The 22,557-nt window shown below is 71.8% G+C and carries 18 protein-coding genes; 14 read left to right on the plus strand and 4 right to left on the minus strand.

All coding sequences use genetic code 11. The annotated features are described in order from the left end of the window. Positions 1-69 precede the first annotated feature (69 nt). Both ACZ7OY_RS05010 and ACZ7OY_RS05015 read left to right on the plus strand, forming a co-directional pair. The gene (locus ACZ7OY_RS05010; RefSeq protein WP_471910069.1) at positions 70-840 is read left to right on the plus strand and encodes a methyltransferase; all 771 of its coding nucleotides are present in this window, start codon (positions 70-72) and stop codon (positions 838-840) included. A gap of 267 nt (positions 841-1,107) precedes the next feature. After that, a complete protein-coding gene (locus ACZ7OY_RS05015) occupies positions 1,108-1,500 on the plus strand; it encodes a DUF3040 domain-containing protein (RefSeq protein ID WP_351600102.1) in 393 nt (130 codons plus the stop codon). Between the two features lie 247 nt (positions 1,501-1,747). Here the strand turns inward: ACZ7OY_RS05015 and ACZ7OY_RS05020 are convergent, their stop codons facing one another. The 4 genes from ACZ7OY_RS05020 to ACZ7OY_RS05035 form a co-directional block, all read right to left on the minus strand. Then, a complete protein-coding gene (locus ACZ7OY_RS05020; protein ID WP_471910070.1) occupies positions 1,748-4,258 on the minus strand; it encodes a transglutaminase TgpA family protein in 2,511 nt (836 codons plus the stop codon). Beyond that, positions 4,255-5,637, minus strand: a complete 1,383-nt coding sequence (locus tag ACZ7OY_RS05025; RefSeq protein WP_471910071.1) for a DUF58 domain-containing protein — start codon at positions 5,635-5,637, stop codon at positions 4,255-4,257. The genes ACZ7OY_RS05020 and ACZ7OY_RS05025 overlap by 4 nt, the downstream gene beginning before the upstream one ends. Further along, the gene (locus ACZ7OY_RS05030; RefSeq protein WP_471910072.1) at positions 5,637-6,674 is read right to left on the minus strand and encodes an AAA family ATPase; all 1,038 of its coding nucleotides are present in this window, start codon (positions 6,672-6,674) and stop codon (positions 5,637-5,639) included. Before ACZ7OY_RS05030 ends, ACZ7OY_RS05025 begins: the two co-directional genes overlap by 1 nt. 192 nt (positions 6,675-6,866) lie before the next feature. Further along, entirely contained in the window at positions 6,867-7,412 is a 546-nt protein-coding gene (locus ACZ7OY_RS05035; RefSeq protein WP_351620756.1) for a beta-class carbonic anhydrase, read from the minus strand. Between the two features lie 387 nt (positions 7,413-7,799). Here ACZ7OY_RS05035 and rsmH point away from each other — a divergent pair, with 387 nt between their 5' ends. The 12 genes from rsmH (at position 7,800) to pgeF (ending at position 22,554) form a co-directional block, all read left to right on the plus strand. After that, entirely contained in the window at positions 7,800-8,756 is a 957-nt protein-coding gene (rsmH, locus tag ACZ7OY_RS05040; RefSeq protein ID WP_471910073.1) for a 16S rRNA (cytosine(1402)-N(4))-methyltransferase RsmH, read from the plus strand. 71 nt (positions 8,757-8,827) lie between these two features. After that, positions 8,828-9,400, plus strand: a complete 573-nt coding sequence (ftsL, locus tag ACZ7OY_RS05045) for a cell division protein FtsL (protein WP_471910074.1) — start codon at positions 8,828-8,830, stop codon at positions 9,398-9,400. Between the two features lie 5 nt (positions 9,401-9,405). Beyond that, positions 9,406-11,367: a peptidoglycan D,D-transpeptidase FtsI family protein gene (locus ACZ7OY_RS05050; RefSeq protein WP_471910075.1), complete on the plus strand. Its 1,962-nt coding sequence runs from the start codon at positions 9,406-9,408 to the stop codon at positions 11,365-11,367. A gap of 68 nt (positions 11,368-11,435) precedes the next feature. After that, the gene (locus ACZ7OY_RS05055) at positions 11,436-13,091 is read left to right on the plus strand and encodes a UDP-N-acetylmuramoyl-L-alanyl-D-glutamate--2,6-diaminopimelate ligase (protein WP_471910076.1); all 1,656 of its coding nucleotides are present in this window, start codon (positions 11,436-11,438) and stop codon (positions 13,089-13,091) included. Between the two features lie 4 nt (positions 13,092-13,095). Beyond that, complete coding sequence (locus tag ACZ7OY_RS05060) at positions 13,096-14,526, plus strand: UDP-N-acetylmuramoyl-tripeptide--D-alanyl-D-alanine ligase (RefSeq protein WP_471910077.1); 1,431 nt, start codon at positions 13,096-13,098, stop codon at positions 14,524-14,526. Beyond that, the gene (gene mraY, locus ACZ7OY_RS05065; protein ID WP_202919825.1) at positions 14,526-15,596 is read left to right on the plus strand and encodes a phospho-N-acetylmuramoyl-pentapeptide-transferase; all 1,071 of its coding nucleotides are present in this window, start codon (positions 14,526-14,528) and stop codon (positions 15,594-15,596) included. Before ACZ7OY_RS05060 ends, mraY begins: the two co-directional genes overlap by 1 nt. Next, positions 15,578-16,996, plus strand: coding sequence for a UDP-N-acetylmuramoyl-L-alanine--D-glutamate ligase (gene murD / locus ACZ7OY_RS05070; RefSeq protein WP_471910078.1), 1,419 nt, complete (start codon positions 15,578-15,580; stop codon positions 16,994-16,996). The genes mraY and murD overlap by 19 nt, the downstream gene beginning before the upstream one ends. A 72-nt stretch (positions 16,997-17,068) precedes the next feature. Continuing rightward, a complete protein-coding gene (gene ftsW, locus ACZ7OY_RS05075) occupies positions 17,069-18,430 on the plus strand; it encodes a putative lipid II flippase FtsW (protein ID WP_471910079.1) in 1,362 nt (453 codons plus the stop codon). A 6-nt stretch (positions 18,431-18,436) separates the two neighbouring features. Beyond that, complete coding sequence (gene murG, locus ACZ7OY_RS05080; RefSeq protein WP_471910080.1) at positions 18,437-19,525, plus strand: undecaprenyldiphospho-muramoylpentapeptide beta-N-acetylglucosaminyltransferase; 1,089 nt, start codon at positions 18,437-18,439, stop codon at positions 19,523-19,525. Positions 19,526-19,551: 26 nt separating this feature from the next. After that, the gene (locus tag ACZ7OY_RS05085; protein ID WP_471910081.1) at positions 19,552-20,346 is read left to right on the plus strand and encodes a cell division protein FtsQ/DivIB; all 795 of its coding nucleotides are present in this window, start codon (positions 19,552-19,554) and stop codon (positions 20,344-20,346) included. A gap of 277 nt (positions 20,347-20,623) precedes the next feature. Next, entirely contained in the window at positions 20,624-21,820 is a 1,197-nt protein-coding gene (ftsZ, locus tag ACZ7OY_RS05090) for a cell division protein FtsZ (RefSeq protein ID WP_471910082.1), read from the plus strand. Beyond that, positions 21,817-22,554: a peptidoglycan editing factor PgeF gene (gene pgeF / locus ACZ7OY_RS05095; RefSeq protein WP_471910083.1), complete on the plus strand. Its 738-nt coding sequence runs from the start codon at positions 21,817-21,819 to the stop codon at positions 22,552-22,554. Before ftsZ ends, pgeF begins: the two co-directional genes overlap by 4 nt. Positions 22,555-22,557: the final 3 nt, after the last annotated feature.

Below are 22,557 nucleotides of genomic sequence, written 5' to 3' on the forward strand. Positions count from 1 at the left end.
CGGGCCGGGACGGCACCCCCGTTCGCTCCGCCGTACCAGAGGCGGTGCCGTGCCGAGGAGTCGACTGCCGTGCCGGACCCGATGCGCCCCCGTGCCTCCCTCCGTACCGCCGTGGTCTGGGAGGTTCTCCAGGACGCCCTCGACCGCAGGGTCAAGGCCACCGGGCGTGAGTCGCTGGACGTCCTCGACAGCGGAGGCGGCAGCGGCAACTTCGCCGTTCCGGTCGCCCGGCTCGGCCACCGGGTCACCGTCGTCGACCCCAGCCCCAACGCGCTGTTCGCGCTGGAGCGCCGCGCGGCCGAGGCCGGGGTCGCCGACCGGGTGCAGGGCGTCCAGGGCGACGTGCACGGACTGTTCGACGTGGTCGAGCGCGGCGGGTACGACGCCGTGCTCTGCCACGGCGTCCTGGAGTACGTGGAGGACCCCGCTGAGGGCGTGCGCAACGTGGTCGCCGCGCTGCGGACCGAGGGTGTCCTCAGCCTCCTCGCGGCCGGGCTCGGCGGCGCCGTGCTCGCGCGGGCCCTCGCCGGTCACTTCACGGAGGCCCGCCAGGCTCTGGGCGACCCGGACGGCCGCTGGGGAGCGGGCGACCCCGTGCCGCACCGCTTCACCGCCGAGCAGCTCACCGGGCTGGTCGAGGGCGCCGGTCTCAGGGTCGGCGCCGTGCACGGCGTGCGGATCTTCGCCGACCTCGTCCCCGGTGTGCTCGTCGACACCGAGCCCGGAGCCCTGGAGGCACTGCTGAAGCTGGAGGAGGCCGCGGCCGAACTGCCGGCCTTCCACTCCGTGGCCACCCAGCTCCATGTGCTCGGTGAGACGCACGAGGCCGCCGAGGCCTGAGCGGTGCGCCGCTGATCAGGGGCTTGGCCGCAGATGGAGTACGCCACAGGCCCCCCGTTCGGGCGCTGTCCGCCGTATGATCGAGGCAGACCACCCGGCATGACGGGGCGGCCGCCGGGGAATGGAAGCCTCAGCGAGCCCGAACGTTCATGCCGGATTCTGGTTGGCCAATTGGTGTAGAGGGGCGGGTTTCACGGGGGCGATTCCCTGCCTATCCTGAAGGGACCCCCCGGGTCGCCCCGGCGACTGCACGATGAGGAGGACTCCGTGCCGCTCTCGGAGCACGAGCAGCGCATGCTCGAGCAGATGGAGCGAGCGCTGTACGCCGAAGATCCCAAGTTCGCGTCGGCGCTTGAGGGAAGCGGGCTGCGTACGTACACCCGGCGGCGGGTCTACCAGGCGGTCGCGGGCTTCCTCGTAGGTATTGCGCTCCTCATGGCCGGAATGGTCGCCAAGCAGGTGTGGCTCAGCGTGGTGGGCTTCCTCGTCATGCTGGGGTGCGCGGTGCTCGCCGTGACCGGCTGGCGCAAGGCACCCAAGCCAGGCGAACAGCCTGCCGGGGCCGGGCAGCAGCCGCGCCGTCAGACACGAGCCAAGCGGTCCATGATGGACCGCATCGAACAGCGCTGGCAGCGGCGCCGTGACGAGCAGGGCCACTGAGGTTCCGACAGCTCCCCGAGTATCACCGAGGGGGTGACCACCGTACGGTGGTCACCCCCTCGGTCATGCTCCCGCCCGCGTAGCCCCCGGGCCGCCGTTCCCGCCCGCGTGGTCGTCCCGGGCCGCCGTTCCCGTCGTGTGGTCCCGGGCCGCCGTTCCGACCCGCGGCCCGGAGAGGCTCGGGGAGGCCCGAAGAAGCCGGGGGAGGCCCGGTGCGGGCCGGCCGTCGTGCGGCCGGCCCGTCCGGTCAGCCGCTCTGCTCCTCGGAGGGCCGGCGCCGCTGCACCGCGTCCGTCCACCGCACGGCCCAGTCCGCCCGCAGCTCCGCCCAGCGGTTGCCGAGGTCCCAGACCACGCGCACGGCGGACCGGGGCGCGAGAAGCGCCCGCAGCCGGGCGGTCCGGCTCGCCCGCGACCGCAGGGCCGTCCGCAGAACGCGCACGTCCCCGGCCAGACCGGGCTCGGCCCGCGGCTGCGGTGCGTAGAGAACCTGCTCCACGGCCGACGCCACCCGGTGCACCGACCCGGCCGCTGGCTCCTCGAGATGCGCCAGCCGCACGATCCGGGCGGCCGCCCTGCGCGGGGTGAGCGCGTCGTCCGGCACGATGCCGTAGTCCCAGGCCGTGTCGGTGAGCTCGCGCCAGGCGGCCAGGACCTGCCCGGTGACGATCGCGTCGGCCTGCCGGAACACCGTCCCGTCCGGCGCCGCCGCCGTCATGTCCAGCTCGTCCGTGTACAGCGCACCGGCGCGCTGACGGCCGCCGGGCAGGGCCGCGCCCACCGCGGACGGGGCGTGACGGGCCGAGCCCAGCCGCACCGACCGGCGTCTGAGCCGCCACAGCATCGGCAACAGCGGCAGGGCCACCGCGGCCAGGCCCAGCAGGATCCAGCCCACGGTGTCGTACCAGTGACCGCCGTCGCCGTCCTGCCGCGCCGAGTCCGCGGGCAGCGCTCCCGCGCAGCCCTCCAGCTTCTTGTCCTGCGCCGAGCAGCTCGTGCCCACCACGGGTGCGTCGGAGGCCACCGAGCCCGCCGAACGGCTCGCCTGCGGCTCGTCGGGAGCACTGCTCCCGGACGACTCCGGCTGGGTGTACGGAGGCGTCGTGCCCCGGGTGGGCGTCGGCTCGAAGCGGGTCCAGCCCACACCCTGGAAGTACAGCTCGGGCCAGGCGTGCGCGTCCTTCAGCCCCACCGACACCGAGCCGTCCGACTGGAGGGAGCCCGGCGCGAAGCCCACCGCGACCCGGGCCGGAATCCCCAGCGTGCGGGCCATCGCGGCCATCGCGAAGGAGAAGTGGACGCAGAAGCCCTCCTTCTCCTCCAGGAAGCGGGCTATCGCGTTGGGGCCGGTGCCGACCTTGACCTCGGTGTTGTACTGGAAGCCGCCCTCGACGGCGAAGTAGTCCTGGAGCTTGACCGCCTTCGCGTAGTCGGTCACCGCGCCGTCGGTGACCGTGCGGGCGGTGCGCGCCACCACCGCCGGCAGCGAGTCCGGCACCTTCGTGTACTCGTCGCGCAGCCCTTCGGGCGCCAGTGGTGCCGCGGCGAGCTGCTCGGCCGTCGGCAGCACCTCCAGGCTCTTCACCTCGTAGGTCGCGCCGCGGGTGGTCTGGCCGTGGTCGCCGACGAGCGTCATGCCCTCGGGCTCGTAGCGCCAGTTGCCCTTGACGCTCACGGCGCTCGGCGGGTACGGCATCGGCAGCCAGTCCTGGGCGTACCAGTCGGCGGCCGAGATCCGGGTCGTGATCTCCGCCCGTCTGACATCGGCGCCCAGCCCGACCGGCGTGGGCAGCTCGTCCGGCACGGTGACGATGTGCCGTTTCGAGGGCTTCCAGGTGGTGCCGTCGAACTCGTCCAGGGACACGATCCGCAGATACATGTCGGAGAGGGTCTGGCTGTTGGTGCGCAGCACCAGCACCGTGTGGTCCTCTTGCACGTTCAGGCTGTCCTTCAGCGACACCAGCGGGTTCACCGCCGAGACCGTGCCGCCGTCCCCGGTGCCCGTGCCCACCCCGGTCCTGGCGCTGTCCAGCAGGCCGCCCTGTATCGCGGGCAGCGGCAGCAGCGGTACCGCCAGGGCGATGCCGAGCGAGACGGCGCCGATCCGCCGGCCGGTGCGCACCGGGGCCGAGGGGCCGGAATCGCCGCCCGGGGTGCGCGGTGTCCCGCCGAAGACCCGGCCCCACTGGGAGAGACGCTCCCGGCTCTCGGTCAGCAGCAGCACCAGATAGCCGGCCGCCGCGAGCAGGAAGAAGAACCAGTCGGCGCTGCCGTCGGAGATGCCCGCGGCCACCGAGTACAGCGCCAGCAGCGGCAGACCGGCCGGGGCCGCGCTGCGGAAGGTCACCGCGACGGTGTCCACCAGCAGCCCGATCACCAGCACACCGCCGACGAGCATCAGCCGGATGCCGTCGGACAGCGGGGCCGGGATCGCGTACTGTCCCACGTCCTCGATGCCCGTCCGGAACAGCTCGCCGAAGGTGCGGAAGGTGTCCGGGCCGGGCAGCAGTCCGCCCAGGGACTGCTGCCGGGCGAAGAGCAGGGTCAGCAGCACCAGTGTGACCAGGACCTGGGCCAGCACGGTCAGCGTCCGGGGCAGCGGTACCCGGCGGGTGGCCGCGCCCACGCCCGACTGGATCGCCAGCAGGACGGCGGCCTCCAGCATCCAGCCGACCGAGTCGACCAGGGGCAGCAGGGCGCTCGCCGCGAGCAGTGTGGCCGCCCACGCCCAGAGTGTCAGTCGTGCCCGCCCGCTCATGACCCGCTCTCCCCACCGGCCGTCGCGCCCGTCGCGCCCGTGGCGGCGAGCTGGGCGCGATCCCGGTCCGCCTGACGCCACAGGTCCTCCAGCAGGGCGCCCCGCGGCACGCTCAGGGCGGTCCAGCCCGCCTCGCGCAGGGTCCGCAGCCGCTCCTGCCGCCCGTCCGCCGGGCCGGTCCCGTCCGGTGTCCCGGGTCCCCAGGTGTCGCCGTCCACCAGGAAGGCGAGCGCGCCGTTGCTGCGCCGGCGCATCTTGGCGGCCACCGCCGCCTGCTCCTCGTCGAGGTCGCCGAAGAACGCCACCAGCAGGCCCTCGTTCCCGCCGCGCAGCAGGTCGTACGCCCGGGACAGGTCCGTGCCGTCCGAGTGGTCGATCACCGCGAGCGTGTCCATCATCAGCCCGGCCGCCTCCGCCGACTCCTGGCCGGCGCCCGCGAAGCCGTCCGCGCCCTCGCCCGGCACCGCCCTGCCGTCGTCCGTGACCAGCCGCACGGAGAAACCCCGCTCCAGCATGTGGACCAGGACGGACGCGGCGCCCGCGACGGCCCACTCGAAGGCCGAGTCGGGACCGGCGCCGCGGAAGGCGAGACCCCGGGTGTCGAGGAGCACCGTGCAGCGGGCGCGCTGCGGCTGTTCCTCGCGACGCACCATCAGCTCGCCGTAGCGCGCGGTGGAGCGCCAGTGCACGCGGCGCAGGTCGTCCCCGTGGCGGTAGCCGCGCGGGATCACGTCGTCGTCGCCGGCCAGTGCCAGCGACCGCTGGCGTCCGTCGCCGTACCCCTTCGCCTCGCCGGTCAGCCGGACCGGCGGCAGCGGTGTCACGCGCGGGGTGACGGTCAGGGTGTCGTGCGCCGAGAAGGACCGGGTGAGCTCGCACATCCCGAACGGGTCGGCCAGCCGCAGTTGCAGGGGGCCCAGCGGATAACGGCCGCGCAGGTCGGAGCGGACCCGGTAGGACACCTCGCGGCGGCCGCCCGCCTCCACCCGGTCCAGCACGAAGCGGGGACGCGGGCCGAGCACGTACGGCACCCGGTCCTGGAGCATGAGCAGGCCGGTGGGCAGCCTGGAGACGTTGTCCATCCGCAGATGGACCCGGGCCTCGCTGCTCGCGGGCACCCGCGCGGGGGCGAGCCGGCGGCTGCCGGCCACCCGGTAGCGGGTGCGGTGCAGCACGGCCGTGCAGACCAGCGGCAGCACCGCGAGGAGCAGGCCGACCCGCAGCAGGTCGGCCTGCCCCAGGACATAGGCGCAGACGGCGGCGGCGACCCCGGCGGCCAGGAACGATCGGCCGCGGGTGGTCAGCCCCGCCAGGGCCGCGCGGACGCCTCCCTGCTGTTTCCGGTCGGCGTCCGCGTGGCCCGTCCCCCCGGAGGCCATCACAGCCTCCGCGGCGGCCGCTGCGGGTAGGCCGGGGCGCCGTGCGCCGGGCCGTAGCCGCTCTGCTGCTGGGGTGCGGCGGGCACCGGGGTGCGCTGGAGGATCTCTTCGACGACCTGTTCCGACGTACGCCGGTTGATCTGGGCCTGCGCGGTGGGCAGCAGCCGGTGGGCCAGGACCGGGACGGCGAGCGCCTGCACGTCGTCCGGCAGGGCGTAGTCCCGGCCGGCGAGGGCCGCGGACGCCTTCGCCGCGCGCAGCAGATGCAGCGTCGCGCGCGGGGAGGCCCCGAGTCTGAGATCGGGGTGGGTGCGTGTGGCCGATACCAGCTCCACCGCGTACCGGCGGACCGCCTCGGCGACATGGACGCCCCGGACGGCCTCCACCAGCTTCACGATGTCGTGCGCGTGCGCCACCGGCTGGAGGTCCTCCAGCGGGCTCGCCCCGCCGTGCACGTCGAGCATCTGCAACTCGGCCTCCGCGCTGGGGTATCCCATGGAGACGCGGGCCATGAAGCGGTCGCGCTGGGCCTCGGGCAGCGGGTAGGTGCCCTCCATCTCGACCGGGTTCTGCGTGGCCACCACCATGAAGGGGCTGGGCAGTTCGTACGTCTGCCCGTCGATGGTGACCTGGCGCTCCTCCATCGACTCCAGCAGCGCGGACTGGGTCTTGGGCGAGGCGCGGTTGATCTCGTCGCCGATCACGATCTGCGCGAAGATCGCCCCCGGCTTGAACTCGAAGTCCCGCTGCTGCTGGTCCCAGATGGACACGCCGGTGATGTCCGACGGCAGCAGGTCGGGAGTGAACTGGATACGTCGCACCGAACAGTCCACGGACCGCGCCAGAGCCTTCGCCAGCATCGTCTTGCCGACGCCTGGGACATCCTCGATCAGAAGATGCCCCTCGGCGAGCAGCACGGTCAGCGTAAGCCGTACGACCTCGGGCTTGCCCTCGATCACCCCTTCCACCGAACTGCGGACACGCTCCACAGTGGCGGTCAGATCAGTGAGGCTCGCTCGATCGTCATAGGTCGTCACCCGGCCCTCCTCGGCCCGTACTTTCCGGGCCGACGCATCGTGACGCGGACCGGCCCACCCCGAAAACGGACACCGCGCGGAAGTGTTCCGCGCGACATCACCCCTGCATTCTTGCTGCCGTTACCGTTTCGTGTCACTCGCCTGTGGACAACTGGCCGCGATATGTCGGGGCTTACGGGGTTTGATACGGGGCTAGGCCGGGTCCGTCTCACGCAGCAGGCCGGTCTTCACGTCGAAGACGAAGCCGCGCACGTCGTCGGTGTGCAGCAGGAACGGCGAGGTGCGCACGCGCTGCATGGACTGGCGCACGTCCTGCTCGACGTCCCGGAACGCCTCCACCGCCCAGGCGGGGCGCTGGCCGACCTCCATCTCCAGGTCGTGGCGGAACTCCTCGGTGAGGGTCTCCAGACCACAGCCGGTGTGGTGGATGAGCACGACGCTGCGGGTGCCCAGCGCGCGCTGGCTGATGGTGAGGGAGCGGATCACGTCGTCGGTGACCACGCCGCCGGCGTTGCGGATGGTGTGGCAGTCGCCCAGGTTCAGGCCGAGCGCCGCGTGCAGGTCGAGACGGGCGTCCATGCAGGCCACGACGGCGACACGCAGGACGGGGCGGGCGTCCATGCCGGGGTCGGCGAACGCGGCGGCGTACTGCCCGTTCGCCTCGACCAGGCGGTCGGTCACGGTACCGCCGGATATGGCCGGCCCGGAGCCGGTGGGAACCGATGCAGAAGGCGTCATGGTTATGACCGTACTGGTCACAGCCGGTCCCGTCGCGGTGTGAGAGGGGGAAAAGAGATCCATTGTGTCCTCTTGTGAGCTAACCCACACAGGTGGCGCCTGTGCCTCCGCCGGGGTGATTTTCCCCGGTTTGCCGCTTCGTACTCACACCGGCACGCGACGCGCAGGCCGGTTGATTGACCGGGACACCCGGTGGACTAAAGTGACGCGAAGCGGGAGGCGAGACCCTCCCTGCTGCACTGGATACCCCCGAAGACCCCGGCGCGCTGTCCGGAGATCTCCCCGCGTGCGCGGTGCGTACGTACGGCTCGGCCTCCTCCCGCTCCCGGCTGGGGTGAGGGTGGGGACCCGGCGGTGCGTGGGCCGCGCCGGACCTGAGAGGGCCCCTTGAGTCAGAGTCGACACGTCCCGGTGATGCTCCAGCGGTGCCTGGACCTGTTGGCCCCCGCGCTCGGGCGCCCGGGAGCGGTGGTCGTCGACTGCACCCTCGGCCTCGGCGGACACAGCGAGGCCCTGCTGACGCAGTTCCCCGAGGCCCGGCTCGTCGCCCTCGACCGCGACAAGGAGGCCCTGCGCCTGTCCGGCGAGCGGCTCGCCTCCTTCGGCGAACGCGCCACCCTCGTGCACGCGGTCTACGACGAACTCCCCGACGTCCTCGACCGGCTCGGCATCCCGCGCGTCCAGGGCGTCCTGTTCGACCTCGGCGTCTCCTCCATGCAACTCGACGAGGCCGACCGCGGCTTCGCCTACGCCCAGGACGCCCCGCTCGACATGCGGATGGACCAGACGACCGGCATGAGCGCCGCCGAGGTCCTCAACACCTACCCGGCCGGTGAACTCGTCCGGATCCTGCGGGCCTACGGCGAGGAGAAGCAGGCCAAGCGGATCGTGAGCGCAGTCGTGCGCGAGCGCGAGAAGGAGCCGTTCAGCAACAGCGCACGGCTGGTGGAGCTGATCCGGGACGCACTGCCGCAGGCCGCCAAGCGCACCGGCGGCAACCCGGCCAAGCGCACCTTCCAGGCCCTGCGGATCGAGGTCAACGGCGAACTGTCCGTCCTGGAACGGGCGATCCCCGCGGCCGTGAAGTCGCTCGACGTGGGCGGCCGGATCGCCGTCCTGTCGTACCACTCGTTGGAGGACCGCCTGGTGAAGCAGGTGTTCGCGGCCGGTGCCGCGACCACCGCGCCGCCCGGGCTGCCGGTCGTGCCCGAGCGCTACCAGCCCCGGCTCAAGCTGCTGACGCGCGGCGCCGAACTGCCCACCGAGGCGGAGGTCGCCGAGAACCGGCGGGCCGCCCCGGCCCGCCTGCGCGGGGCCGAGCGCATCCGGGAGGACGTCGAGTGACGCCGGTGCAGAGGCGGCCCGGCCGGCCCGGCCGCGGACCCGGGTCCGCGATCCCGCCCGGCAAAGGGCGCGTGAGCGGGAAACCCGTGCTGAAGGGGCGGGCCGCCCGGCTCGCGCGGCTGTTTCCCGCGGGCCGGGCCCGGGCGGCCCGGACCCCGTTCGTCCTCCTTGTCGTCCTGCTGCTCGGCGGCGGCCTCATCGGTCTCCTCGTGCTGAACTCGGCGCTCAGCGAAGGCTCGTTCAGGCTGGACGACCTCAAGACCGACACCAAGAACCTCACCGACGAGGAACAGGCGCTCCAGCGGGACGTGGACTCCTACTCCGCCCCCGACGCCCTCCAGCGCCGCGCCCGCGAACTCGGCATGGTCCCCGGCGGCGACCCGGCCTTCCTGAACCGGGACGGCACCGTGAAGGGCGTCCCCTCGGCCGCGCCCCGGCAGTCCTCCGCCCAGATCCCCCTCGTGCTGCGCCCCCCGGAGGCGGCCGCCTCCGCGTCCGTCTCCTCGCCCGCCCCGGCGACGGCCACCGCGTCCGCCGCCTCGTCCGCCCCGGTGACGGCCACGGCCTCCGGCGCGTCGGCCGGCCCGGGCGCGGCCCTCGCCCCGAGCTCGACTCCCGCCCCGACCACACCCCCCGGCAGGTGACGGAAGTGTCCGACAGGGAACCGCCACGCCGCCGCGTGCCCGGCCCGGCCCGGCCAGGGAGGCCGGCCGCGGCCCGGCGGCAGCCCGGCCCCGGGGCCCGGCCGGCCCGCCGGCCCGCCGCGGCCCGGCCCGCCCAGCCGCAGGTGCTGCGGCTGGGCAGCCCCCGGCCCCGGCTGCGCATGGTCAGCCTCGCGCTGACCCTGGTGCTGATCGCGTTCGTCGTACGACTGCTCCAGGTGCAGGCCGTCGACGCCGACGCGTACGCCGCCAAGGCCGAGCAGAACCGCTACGTCGTGCACACCCTGGCCGCCGAGCGCGGCGGGATCACCGACCGCAACGGCGTGGCCCTTGCCGCCAGCGTGGACGCGTACGACATCACCGCCGACCCCACGATGTTCACCCGGAAACAACTGAAGATCGGCGACGCGCCGGAGCAGGCGGCGGCGCTGCTCGCCCCGATCCTCGGCCTGGAACAGGCCGATCTCGTCAAGAAGCTCAGGCCCAAGGACAAGAAGCTCCAGTACGTCAGGCTCGCCGCCCGGCAGACCCCGCAGGTCTGGACACAGATCAAGGACCTGAAGGCGGCGCTCGCCAAGAAGGCGCAGACGGACCGCACCACGGTCAACGTGCTGGCCGGGGTCTTCGCCGACCCCACCACCAGGCGGGTGTACCCCAACGGTGACCTCGCCGCCGGGATACTGGGCTGGGTCAACGCCGACGGCAAGGGCGGCGGCGGTGTCGAGCAGCAGCTGAACAAGACGCTGACCGGCAAGGACGGCAAGATCCGCTACGCCCAGTCCGGCGGCCGCCAGGTGCCGACCGCGGGCTCCACCGAGACGCCCGCCGTGTCCGGCAGCGACATCGAGCTCACCATCGACCGCGACATCCAGTGGGCCGCGCAGAACGCCATCACCGAGCAGGTGAAGAAGTCCAAGGCGGACCGCGGCTATGTGATCGTCCAGGACACCCGGACCGGCGAGATCCTCGCCATGGCCGACTCGCCCGGCTTCGACCCCAACGACCTGACCGAGGCCGACCCCGCGGCCCTCGGCAACGCGGCCGTCCAGGACGCCTACGAGCCCGGTTCCACCGCCAAGGTCATGTCGATGGCCGCCGTGCTGGAGGAGAACGCGGCCACCCCGCTGACCCATGTCACGGTGCCCAACCGGCTGCACCGCGGCGACCGGCTCTTCAAGGACGACATCGACCACAAGACCTGGTACCTCACGCTCAACGGCGTGCTGGCCAAGTCCAGCAACATCGGCACCATCCTCGCCACCGGCCAGCTCGGCAAGACGCAGCCCGAGGCCAACCGGGTCCTCTACTCCTATCTGCGCAAGTTCGGCATCGGCGGCTACACCGGACTCGACTTCCCCGGCGAGACCAAGGGCATCCTCGCCGCGCCGGACGACTGGTCGACATCGCAGCAGTACACGATTCCTTTCGGCCAGGGCGTGTCCATCAACGCCATGCAGGCGGCCTCGGTCTACTCGACGATCGCCAACGGCGGCGTGCGCGTCGCGCCCACGCTGGTGCGCGGCACGAAGGGGGCGGACGGCCGCTTCGTCCCCGCCGCCCAGCCGAAGAAGACCCGGGTCATCAGTGCCAGGACCGCCAGGAGCCTCGCCCAGATGCTGGAGTCGGTCGTGGACGACGAGCAGGGCACCGGCACCAAGGCGCGTATCCCGGGCTACCGTGTCGCGGGCAAGACCGGTACGGCCAACCGCGTGGATCCGGCCACCGGCAAGTACAAGGGATACACGTCGTCGTTCGCCGGATTCGCACCCGCGGACAAGCCGCGCGTCACCGTCTACTGCGCGATCCAGAACGCCACCGAGGGCCTCTACTTCGGCGGTCAGATCTGCGGCCCGATCTACAAGCAGGTGATGGAGTTCGCCCTGAAGACCCTTCAGGTCCCGCCCACCGGGGCGAAGGCCGCCAGCCTCCCCGTCGAATTCACACCCTGACCCGGCCGGCACCCTGACCGGCCCGGAACCCGTACCGCCCAGCACCGAACCAGCCAGGAAACCAGCCCGTGACCATGATCACTCCCCAGCCGGGGAACCAGGGAGCGCCAGGCCCCTCGCTTCGCTCGCAAGCGGGTGCGCCCGGTACGCTCACCGCCGTGCCACACGCTGATCAGTCCCAAACCACCCAGAAGGGCGTTCCCGTGACATATCCGGGCCCGCCCCGGCCGGTCCAGGTCTCCGCAACACCCCTCGCGGAGCTCGCCGATCAGCTGGGCGCCACCACTCCGAAGGACGCCGCCGAGGTCACGGGCATCACCCATGACTCGCGCGCCGTCCGCCCCGGCGACCTCTACGCCGCCCTGCCCGGCGCCCGCGCCCACGGCGCGGACTTCGTCGTCCAGGCGGCCGGTCTCGGCGCGGCCGCCGTCCTGACCGATCCCGCCGGCGCCGAACGGGCCGCCGCCACCGGCCTGCCGGTGCTGGTCGTCGACGACCCGCGGGGTCGGATGGGCGAGCTGGCCGCCACGATCTACGGCCGCCCCGGCCGGGAGCTGCTCCAGATCGGCATCACCGGAACCTCCGGCAAGACCACCACGGCCTACCTGGTCGAAGGCGGTCTGAAGGCGGACCGAGCCACCGGGCTGATCGGCACCGTCGAGATGCGCATCGGCGACGAGCGCATCAAGTCCGAGCGCACCACCCCCGAGGCCACCGACCTCCAGGCCCTGTTCGCGGTCATGCGCGAACGCGGCGTCGAGGCGGTCGCCATGGAGGTGTCCAGCCACGCCCTGGTGCTCGGCCGCGTCGACGGCTGTGTCTTCGACATCGCCGTCTTCAACAACCTCAGCCCGGAGCACATGGAGTTCCACTCCGACATGGAGGACTACTTCCAGGCCAAGGCGCAGCTGTTCACCCCGCGGCGCAGCAGGCTGGGTGTGGTCAACTTCGACGACGCCTACGGCCGCAGGCTGGCGCGGGAGGCGACCGTCCCGGTCGTCACCTTCTCCGCCGAGGGCGACCCGGACGCGGACTGGCGCGCGGAGGACGTCCACGTCGGGCCCATGGACTCGACGTTCACCGTGACCGGCCCCGAGGGGCAGCAGATCGCCGCCCGGTCCCCGCTGCCGGGCCCCTTCAACGTCGCCAACGCCCTGGCCGCGATCGTCGCCCTCGCCGTGGCGGGGCTCGACCCGCAGACCGCGGCCGACGGTGTCGCGGCGGTACCCGGGGTGCCGGGTCGCCTGGAGCGGGTGGACGCCGGACAGCCGTACCTCGCGGTCGTCGACTACGCCCACAAGACCGACGCCGTCGAATCGGTGCTGCGCGCACTGCGCAAGGTCACCAAGGGCCGGCTGCACATCGTGCTCGGCTGCGGCGGCGACCGGGACACCACCAAGCGGCGGCCGATGGGCGCCGCGGCCGCCCGGCTCGCCGACACGGCCGTACTGACCTCGGACAACCCCCGCTCCGAGGATCCCCTGGCGATCCTGGCGAGCATGCTCGAGGGCGCGGCCTCCGTACCCGCGCACGAGCGGGGCGAGGTGCTCCTGTTCGAGGACCGGGCCGCCGCGATCGCCGCCGCCGTCTCCCGGGCCCGGCCCGGGGACACCCTGCTGGTCGCGGGCAAGGGCCATGAGCAGGGCCAGGACATCGCCGGAGTGGTCCGTCCCTTCGACGACCGCCAGGTGCTTCGCGAAGCTATCCAGCAGACCCAGGGATGAACTTGTGATCGCCCTCTCCCTCGCCGAGATCGCAGCAGTCGTCGGCGGGCAGACGTACGACATACCGGATCCGTCCGTCCAGGTGACCGGACCGGTCGTCCGGGACTCCCGAGAGGTGGTGCCCGGCAGCCTGTTCGTCGCCTTCGTCGGCGAACGGGTGGACGGCCACGACTTCGCACAGGCGGTCGTCGAGGCCGGCGCCGCCGCCGTGCTGGCGTCCCGGCCCGTCGGCGTCCCCGCCGTCGTGGTCGAGGACGTCCAGGCGGCCATCGGCGCCCTCGCACGGCATGTCGTGCGCGAGCTCGGTGCCACCCTCGTCGCCCTCACCGGCTCGGCGGGCAAGACCAGTACCAAGGACCTGATCGCGCAGGTGCTCCAGCGGCACGCCCCCACGGTGTGGACGCCCGGCTCGCTCAACAACGAGATCGGGCTGCCGCTGACCGCGCTCAGCGCCACCGAGGACACCAGGTTCCTGGTGCTGGAGATGGGCGCCCGCGGCATCGGCCACATCCGCTACCTGACGGACCTGACGCCCCCGCGGATCGGCCTCGTGCTGAACGTCGGCAGCGCCCACATCGGGGAGTTCGGCGGCCGCGAGCAGATCGCCCAGGCGAAGGGCGAACTCGTGGAGGCACTGCCGCCGGCGCAGGACGGCGGCGTCGCGGTCCTCAACGCCGACGACCCCTTGGTGCGGGCCATGGCCTCCCGTACGAAGGCGAAGGTGGTCTATTTCGGAGAGTCCGACGAAGCGGACGTTCGCGCCGAGAACGTGCGACTCACGGACAGCGGACAGCCCGCCTTCAGCCTTCACACACCCTCCGGGTGCAGTGATGTGACCATGCGCCTGTACGGTGAGCATCACGTGTCGAACGCGCTCGCCGCGGCCGCCGTCGCCCATGAGCTGGGCATGTCCGTGGAAGAGATCGCCACCGCGCTCTCCGAGGCGGGCTCCCTCTCCCGTTGGCGCATGGAGGTCACCGAGCGCCCGGACGGCGTGACGGTCGTCAACGACGCCTACAACGCGAACCCCGAGTCCATGCGAGCCGCCTTGCGCGCGCTCGCGGCGATGGGCAAGGCCGCTCAGGCACAAGGGGGTCGTACGTGGGCGGTGCTCGGCAAGATGGCCGAGCTCGGGGACGAGGCTCTCGCCGAGCACGACGCGGTCGGACGGCTTGCCGTCCGGCTCAATGTCGGCAAGCTCGTCGCGGTCGGGGGCAGGGAAGCCGCCTGGCTGCAACTGGGCGCATATAACGAGGGTTCGTGGGGTGAGGAGTCGGTGCACGTGTCCGACGCACAGGCGGCGGTCGACCTGTTGCGCAGCGAGTTGCGCCCGGGCGACGTCGTGCTCGTGAAGGCGTCCCGTTCGGTCGGTCTGGAGAGCGTGGCGCAGGCGCTGCTCGAGAGCGGTGCCGAGGGTGAGGTTGTCGCCCGATGATGAAGCAGATCCTGTTCTCAGGAGTCATTGGCCTCTTCCTGACCCTGATCGGCACCCCGCTGCTGATCAAGCTCCTCGCCCGCAAGGGCTACGGGCAGTACATCCGCGACGACGGCCCGCGGGAGCACGCGAGCAAGCGCGGTACGCCGACGATGGGCGGTATCGCCTTCATCTTCGCGACGATCGCCGCCTACTTCCTGTCCAAGGTCATCACCGGCTACGCGCCCACCTACTCGGGCCTGTTGGTGCTGGGTCTGATGGCGGGCATGGGCCTGGTGGGCTTCCTCGACGACTACATCAAGATCGTCAAGCGGCGCTCGCTCGGTCTGCGGGCCAAGGCGAAGATGGCCGGCCAGCTGATCGTCGGTATCGCCTTCGCGGTGCTCTCGCTCCAGTTCGCGGACGGCCGCAACCAGACCCCGGCCTCCACCAAGCTGTCGTTCATCACGGACTTCGGCTGGACGATCGGCCCGGTGCTGTTCGTCGTCTGGGCGCTGTTCATGATCCTGGCGATGTCCAACGGCGTGAACCTGACCGACGGTCTGGACGGCCTGGCCACCGGCGCCTCCGTCCTGGTCTTCGGCGCCTACACGTTCATCGGCGTCTGGCAGTTCCAGGAGTCCTGCGCCAACTCGATGACGCTGACGAACCCGAACGCCTGCTACGAGGTGCGCGACCCGCTGGACCTCGCGGTCATCGCCTCCGCGCTGATGGGTTCCTGCCTGGGCTTCCTGTGGTGGAACACGTCGCCCGCCAAGATCTTCATGGGTGACACCGGTTCGCTGGCGCTCGGCGGTGTGCTCGCGGGACTCGCGATCTGCTCCCGCACCGAGCTGCTGATCGCCATCCTCGGCGGCCTGTTCGTCCTCATCACCATGTCGGTCGTCATCCAGGTCGGCTCCTTCCGGCTCACCGGCAAGCGCGTCTTCCGGATGGCGCCACTCCAGCATCACTTCGAACTCAAGGGCTGGTCCGAGGTACTTGTGGTGGTCCGTTTCTGGATCATCCAGGGCATCTGTGTGATCGTCGGACTGGGCCTCTTCTACGCGGGATGGGCAGCGGACAAGTGACCGACTGGCAGGGGAAGAACGTCACCGTCGCCGGACTGGGCGTCTCCGGCGTCCCGGCGGCCAAGGTGCTGCACGGGCTCGGCGCGCGGGTCACCGTCGTCAACGACGGCGACGACGAACGCGCCCGCGCCCAGGCGGCGGAACTGGAGGCGCTCGGCATCACCGTGCGCCTCGGTGACGGGGACACCCTGCCCGAAGGCACCGAGCTCGTCGTCACCGCGCCCGGCTGGAGGCCGGACAAGCCGCTGTTCGCCGCCGCCGCGCAGGCCGACGTCCCCGTCTGGGGCGACGTCGAACTGGCGTGGCGGCTGCGGGGCCCGGACGCCGCGCCCTGGCTGGCCGTCACCGGCACCAACGGCAAGACCACCACCGTCCAGATGCTCGCCTCCATCCTGAAGGCGGCGGGCCTGCGCACGGCGGCGGTCGGCAACATCGGCGTCTCCCTGCTCGACGCGGTCCTCGGCGAGGAGCAGTACGACGTCCTCGCGGTCGAACTGTCGAGCTACCAGCTGCACTGGGCGCCCTCGCTGCGCGCCCACTCGGCCGCCGTCCTCAACCTCGCCCCCGACCACCTCGACTGGCACGGCTCCATGGAGGCGTACGCCGCCGACAAGGGCCGCGTCTACGAGGGCAATCGGATCGCCTGCGTCTACAACGTGGCCGACCGGGCCACCGAGAACCTGGTGCGCGCGGCGGACGTCGAGGAGGGCTGCCGGGCCGTCGGCTTCACGCTCGGCACCCCGGGTCCCTCCCAACTCGGCGTGGTGGAAGGCATCCTGGTCGACCGCGCCTTCGTCGAGAACCGGCAGAAGAACGCCCAGGAGCTGGCGGAGGTGGCGGACGTGAACCCGCCCGCCCCGCACAACATCGCCAACGCCCTTGCCGCGGCGGCCCTCGCGCGCGCCTTCGGGGTGCCGGCCAAGGCCGTACGGGACGGCCTGCGGGCCTTCACCCCGGACGCCCACCGCATCGCGCACGTGGCGGACGTGGACGGCGTCGCCTACATCGACGACTCCAAGGCGACCAACACCCATGCCGCGGAAGCCTCCTTGGCGGCCTACGAGTCGATCGTGTGGATCGCGGGCGGACTGGCGAAGGGCGCGACCTTCGACGAACTCGTCGCGAAGTCGGCGAAGCACCTTCGCGGCGTCGTGCTCATCGGCGCGGACCGCGCCCTGATCGGGGAAGCCCTGGCGCGACACGCCCCGGAAGTACCCGTCGTCGACCTCGACCGGACCGACACTGGGGCGATGCTCGCGGCCGTCCGGGAAGCCCGGCGGCTCGCCACCGCCGGCGACACGGTGCTGCTGGCCCCGGCCTGCGCCTCGATGGACATGTTCGCCAACTACAACAAGCGCGGTGACGCGTTCGCGGAGGCGGTTCGCGAACTCGGTGCCTGACCCGGCCTGCCGCCGGGCGACCCTGGGAGGGACGCGTGCGACCGTCGAGGCCGACGTACAGCGGAGCCACGGATGCCCGGTAGCCGTACCGGGCGTCCGCCCGCGCAGCGGGCCGTACGGCTGCCGCCTGCCCCCAGAGGCCCGCGCGACAACCCGCTGCGCGTGCTCCACCGGCGCGCCCGCAAGGCCTGGGACCGCCCGCTGACCGCGTACTACCTGATCCTCGGCGGCAGCCTGCTGATCACCGTGCTGGGTCTCGTGATGGTCTACTCGGCCTCCCAGATCACGGCGCTGCAGATGGCGCTGCCCGGCTCGTTCTTCTTTCGCAAACAGTTCCTGGCCGCCTCCATCGGCGCCGGACTGCTGCTGCTCGCCTCCCGGATGCCGGTGAAACTGCACCGCGCGCTGGCCTACCCGATCCTCGCCGGAGCCGTCTTCCTGATGGCGTTGGTGCAGGTGCCGGGGATAGGAGTCGCGGTCAACGGCAACCAGAACTGGCTCTCCCTCGGCGGCTCCTTCCAGATCCAGCCCAGCGAGTTCGGCAAGCTCGCGCTGGTGCTGTGGGGCGCGGACCTCATTGCGCGCAAACACGACAAGAAGCTGCTGGCGCAGTGGAAGCACATGCTCGTGCCGCTCGTGCCGGTGGCCTTCCTGCTGCTCGGGCTGATCATGCTCGGCGGCGACATGGGCACCGCGATCATCCTGACGGCGATCCTGTTCGGACTGCTGTGGCTGGCGGGCGCACCGACCCGGCTGTTCGTGGGCGTGCTGTCGATCGCGGCCACGATCGGCGTGATCCTCATCAAGACGAGCCCGAACCGGATGGCCCGGCTCTCCTGCATCGGCGCCACCGAGCCGCAGAGCGGCCCCGTCGACTGCTGGCAGGCCGTGCACGGCATCTACGCCCTCGCCTCCGGCGGGATCTTCGGATCCGGACTGGGTGCAAGTGTGGAGAAATGGGGACAACTGCCCGAAGCGCACACAGACTTCATCTTCGCCGTCACCGGTGAGGAACTGGGCCTGGCGGGGACGCTGTCGGTGCTCGCCCTGTTCGCGGCTCTAGGCTATGCGGGTATCCGCGTGGCCGGACGCACGGAGGATCCCTTCGTCAGGTATGCCGCGGGAGGCGTGACCACCTGGATCGTCGCACAGGCGGTGATCAACATCGGTGCGGTGCTCGGCCTGCTGCCGATCGCCGGGGTTCCTCTCCCGCTGTTCTCCTACGGAGGTTCCGCCCTGCTGCCGACCATGTTCGCCGTCGGGTTGCTGATCGCCTTCGCGCGTGACGAGCCCGCTGCGCGGGCGGCGCTTGCGATGCGGCAGCCCCGCTTTGGTAGAAAGCGGGCTGGAGGCTCTGCGCCCGACCGGGGGCCTCGGAGATGGAACACGATGCGACGGCGTGCCTCGGCGGCGCGTACGTCCGGAGAGCGGTGAATTTCGGTGCATGTCGTACTCGCTGGTGGGGGGACCGCCGGCCACATCGAGCCCGCGCTCGCCCTCGCGGACGCCCTGCGCAGGCAGGACCCCACCGTGGGGATCACGGCGCTGGGCACGGAGCGTGGCCTGGAGACCCGGCTCGTCCCGGAGAGGGGCTATGACCTCGCGCTGATCCCCGCGGTGCCGCTGCCGCGCAAGCCGACCCCCGAGCTGATCACCGTCCCGGGCCGGCTGCGCGGGACGATCAAGGCGGCCGAGCAGATCCTGGAGCGCACCAAGGCCGACTGCGTCGTCGGCTTCGGCGGCTACGTCGCCCTGCCCGGCTATCTGGCCGCCAAGCGCCTCGGTGTGCCGATCGTGATCCACGAGGCCAACGCGCGCCCCGGCCTGGCCAACAAGATCGGCTCGCGGTACGCGGCCAGGGTCGCCGTCTCCACCCCGGACAGCAAGCTGCGCGACGCCCACTACATCGGCATCCCGCTGCGCCGCTCCATCGCCACCCTCGACCGGGCCGCCGTACGTCCCCAGGCCCGCGCGGCGTTCGGGCTCGACCCCCATCTGCCGACGCTGCTCGTCTCCGGCGGCTCGCAGGGCGCCCGCCGCCTCAACGAGGTGGTCCAGCAGGTCGCGCCGTGGCTCCAGCAGGCGGGCATCCAGATCCTGCACGCGGTCGGCCCGAAGAACGAACTGCCGCAGGTGCAGCAGATGCCCGGGATGCCACCCTATGTGCCGGTACCGTACGTGGACCGGATGGATCTCGCCTACGCCGCGGCCGACATGATGCTCTGCCGCGCGGGCGCGATGACCGTCGCCGAACTCTCCGCCGTCGGGCTCCCGGCCGCCTACGTCCCGCTGCCCATCGGCAACGGCGAACAGCGGCTGAACGCCCAGCCGGTGGTCAAGGCGGGCGGCGGTCTCCTCGTCGACGACGCGGAACTCACCCCGGAGTGGGTGCGCGAGCACGTGCTGCCCGTGCTCGCCGACCCGCACCGGCTGTACGAGATGTCCACCGTCGCCAGCGAGTTCGGCCGCCGGAACGCCGACGAACTGCTCGTCGGCCTGGTCTACGAGGCGATCGCCGCACGCCGTTAGGCGCGGACGACGAAAGGGCAGGGAGCGTGGCCGGACCCACCACCGCCGAGCGCGGTGAACGTCAGCAGGAGTCGTCCGGCCCGCCCCTCGTCCGGAGGTTCGGGCGGCGCCGGCTTCGTGTGATCATCTTCATGCTGCTCGGTTCCGTGCTCCTCGGGGCGGGCTGCGTCTGGGTGTTGTACGGCTCGCAGTGGCTGCGGGTGGGTCGTGTCTCGGTCTCGGGCACCACCGTGCTGACACCGGAACAGGTGCGCGAGGCCGCGGACGTTCCGGTCGGGGCGCCGCTGATTTCGGTCGATACCGATGCAATCGAGGCGCGACTTCGCCGGAAATTGCCCCGAATTGACTCGGTTGACGCGGTCCGTTCCTGGCCCCATGGAATCGGGCTGAAGGTGATCGAGCGCTCTCCGGTCCTTCTGGTCCGAAAGGGCACTTCCTATGTCGAAGTGGACGACGAGGGCGTCCGTTTCGCCACGGTTTCCGAGGCGCCGAAAGGCGTTCCGATGCTTGATTTGTCGGTTTCCCGGCCGGGTTCGGCGGTCGCGAGTCTGCGGCGCTTCGGCGAGGACCGGCTCGTGCGCGAGGCCGTGCGGGTCGCGGGGGACCTTCCGGCCGCCGTCGCGCACGAGACCCGGACCGTCAAGGTGCGTTCCTACGACGACATCTCACTGGAGTTGACCGCCGGACGGTCGGTCGCCTGGGGCAGCGGTGAACACGGCGGCACGAAGGCCCGTACTCTCACTGCACTGATGAAAGCGGCCCCCGGGGCGCGGCACTTCGATGTCAGCGTTCCCACCGCCCCCGCCTCAGAGGTGAATTGACGCACATCGGCGCAGGCCAGCACCCTGGTTGGGCAGCGCTACGCCTGATCACATAGGGTGAAAAGAAAAACGGGAGGTTCGGCGTGTTCGTTGAACGCGCGCCACTTGTCGACTTAGTGTCCTGTTCAGAAGACTCCAGGGAACAGACACACTGGTAACCCTAAACTTCAACGTTAGGGTTCGGGTCGGCGCTACGGACCGTCCCCATTCGGCATCAGTCGTCGGATCGCGACACGGCGAGGCGGCGACACGTAACTCGAGGCGAGAGGCCTTCGACGTGGCAGCACCGCAGAACTACCTCGCAGTCATCAAAGTCATCGGTGTCGGCGGCGGTGGTGTCAATGCCATCAACCGGATGATCGAGGTCGGTCTCAAGGGCGTCGAGTTCATCGCCATCAACACCGACGCGCAGGCGCTGTTGATGAGCGACGCCGACGTCAAGCTCGACGTCGGCCGGGAACTCACCCGCGGCCTCGGAGCCGGAGCCAACCCGGCAGTCGGCCGCAAGGCCGCCGAGGACCACCGCGAGGAGATCGAGGAGGTCCTCAAGGGGGCCGACATGGTCTTCGTGACCGCCGGAGAGGGCGGTGGCACCGGCACCGGCGGCGCGCCCGTCGTGGCCAACATCGCCCGCTCGCTGGGCGCCCTCACCATCGGCGTGGTCACCCGCCCCTTCACCTTCGAGGGCCGGCGCCGCGCCAACCAGGCCGAGGACGGCATCGCGGAACTGCGCGAAGAGGTCGACACCCTCATCGTCATCCCGAACGACCGGCTGCTGTCCATCTCGGACCGCCAGGTCTCGGTCCTCGACGCCTTCAAGTCGGCGGACCAGGTCCTGCTCTCCGGTGTCCAGGGCATCACGGACCTCATCACCACCCCCGGTCTGATCAACCTCGACTTCGCCGACGTCAAGTCGGTCATGTCCGAGGCCGGTTCGGCCCTCATGGGCATCGGCTCGGCCCGCGGCGACGACCGCGCGGTGGCGGCGGCCGAGATGGCGATCTCCTCGCCGCTGCTGGAAGCCTCCATCGACGGCGCCCGGGGCGTCCTGCTGTCGATCTCCGGCGGTTCCGACCTCGGCCTGTTCGAGATCAACGAGGCGGCCCAGCTGGTCAGCGAGGCGGCCCACCCCGAGGCCAACATCATCTTCGGTGCGGTCATCGACGACGCCCTGGGCGACGAGGTGCGGGTCACCGTGATCGCGGCCGGCTTCGACGGCGGGCAGCCGCCCGCGCGCCGGGACAACGTCCTCGGCACGTCCTCGGCCCCCGCCCGGCGCGAGGAGCCCGCTCCCGTCCGCCAGCCCGAGAGCCGCCCGTCCTTCGGCTCCCTCGGCAGCGTCACGCCGAAGGAGGAGCCGGAGCCCGCCCCGGAGCCCGTGAAGGAGATCCCGGTGGCCCCGCCGCTGCCGTCGTCGCGGAGCTACTCGGACAGCGCGGCCGAGGAGCTCGACGTGCCGGACTTTCTGAAGTGATAGGACAGCGCTCCGTAACGGGCACTGCGAACGGCGCGCACTTCGCCTTCACCGACAGGTGGGGCGGGGTGAGCGCCGTTCCGTACGAGGAGCTCAACCTCGGCGGCGCGGTCGGTGACGACCCCGACGCCGTCCGCGCCAACCGCGGGTCGGCGGCGCGGGAGCTCGGGCTGGATCCGGCCCGGGTGGTCTGGATGAACCAGGTGCACGGCAACGATGTCGCCGTGGTCGACAGGCCCTGGGGCGACGGACCCGTCCCGTCGGTCGACGCCCTGGTGACCGCCACCCGGGGGCTCGCCCTCGCGGTGCTCACCGCCGACTGCGTCCCGGTCCTGCTGGCCGACCCGGTGGCCGGGGTGGTCGCCGCCGCCCACGCGGGGCGTCCCGGCATGGTCGCCGGGGTCGTGCCCGCCGCCGTCGACGCGATGAAGTCGCTCGGCGCCGACCCCGCCCGGATCGTCGCCCGCACCGGACCCGCCGTCTGCGGCCGGTGCTACGAAGTGCCGGAGGACATGCGCGCCGAGGTCGCCGCCGTCGAACCGGCGGCGCACTCGGAGACGAGCTGGGGCACACCCGCGGTCGATGTGACCGCCGGCGTGCACGCGCAGCTCGAAAGGCTCGGGGTGCACGACCGGGCGCAGTCACCGGTGTGCACGCTCGAGTCCGGCGACCACTTCTCGTACCGCCGGGACCGCACCACCGGGCGGCTCGCCGGCTATGTCTGGCTGGACTGATGG

The sequence above is a fragment of the Streptomyces sp. NPDC107559 genome (genome assembly GCF_055657365.1).

What these genes read in the sequence shown, in the direction of transcription:
- ACZ7OY_RS05020 (WP_471910070.1), bottom strand. Translation starts at nt 4,258, where the DNA reads ATGAGCGGGCGGGCACGACTGACACTCTGGGCGTGGGCGGCCACACTG.
- ACZ7OY_RS05025 (WP_471910071.1), bottom strand. Translation starts at nt 5,637, where the DNA reads ATGGCCTCCGGGGGGACGGGCCACGCGGACGCCGACCGGAAACAGCAG.
- ACZ7OY_RS05035 (WP_351620756.1), bottom strand. Translation starts at nt 7,412, where the DNA reads ATGACGCCTTCTGCATCGGTTCCCACCGGCTCCGGGCCGGCCATATCC.
- mraY (WP_202919825.1), top strand. Translation starts at nt 14,526, where the DNA reads ATGAAGCAGATCCTGTTCTCAGGAGTCATTGGCCTCTTCCTGACCCTG.
- murD (WP_471910078.1), top strand. Translation starts at nt 15,578, where the DNA reads ATGGGCAGCGGACAAGTGACCGACTGGCAGGGGAAGAACGTCACCGTC.
- ftsW (WP_471910079.1), top strand. Translation starts at nt 17,069, where the DNA reads ATGCCCGGTAGCCGTACCGGGCGTCCGCCCGCGCAGCGGGCCGTACGG.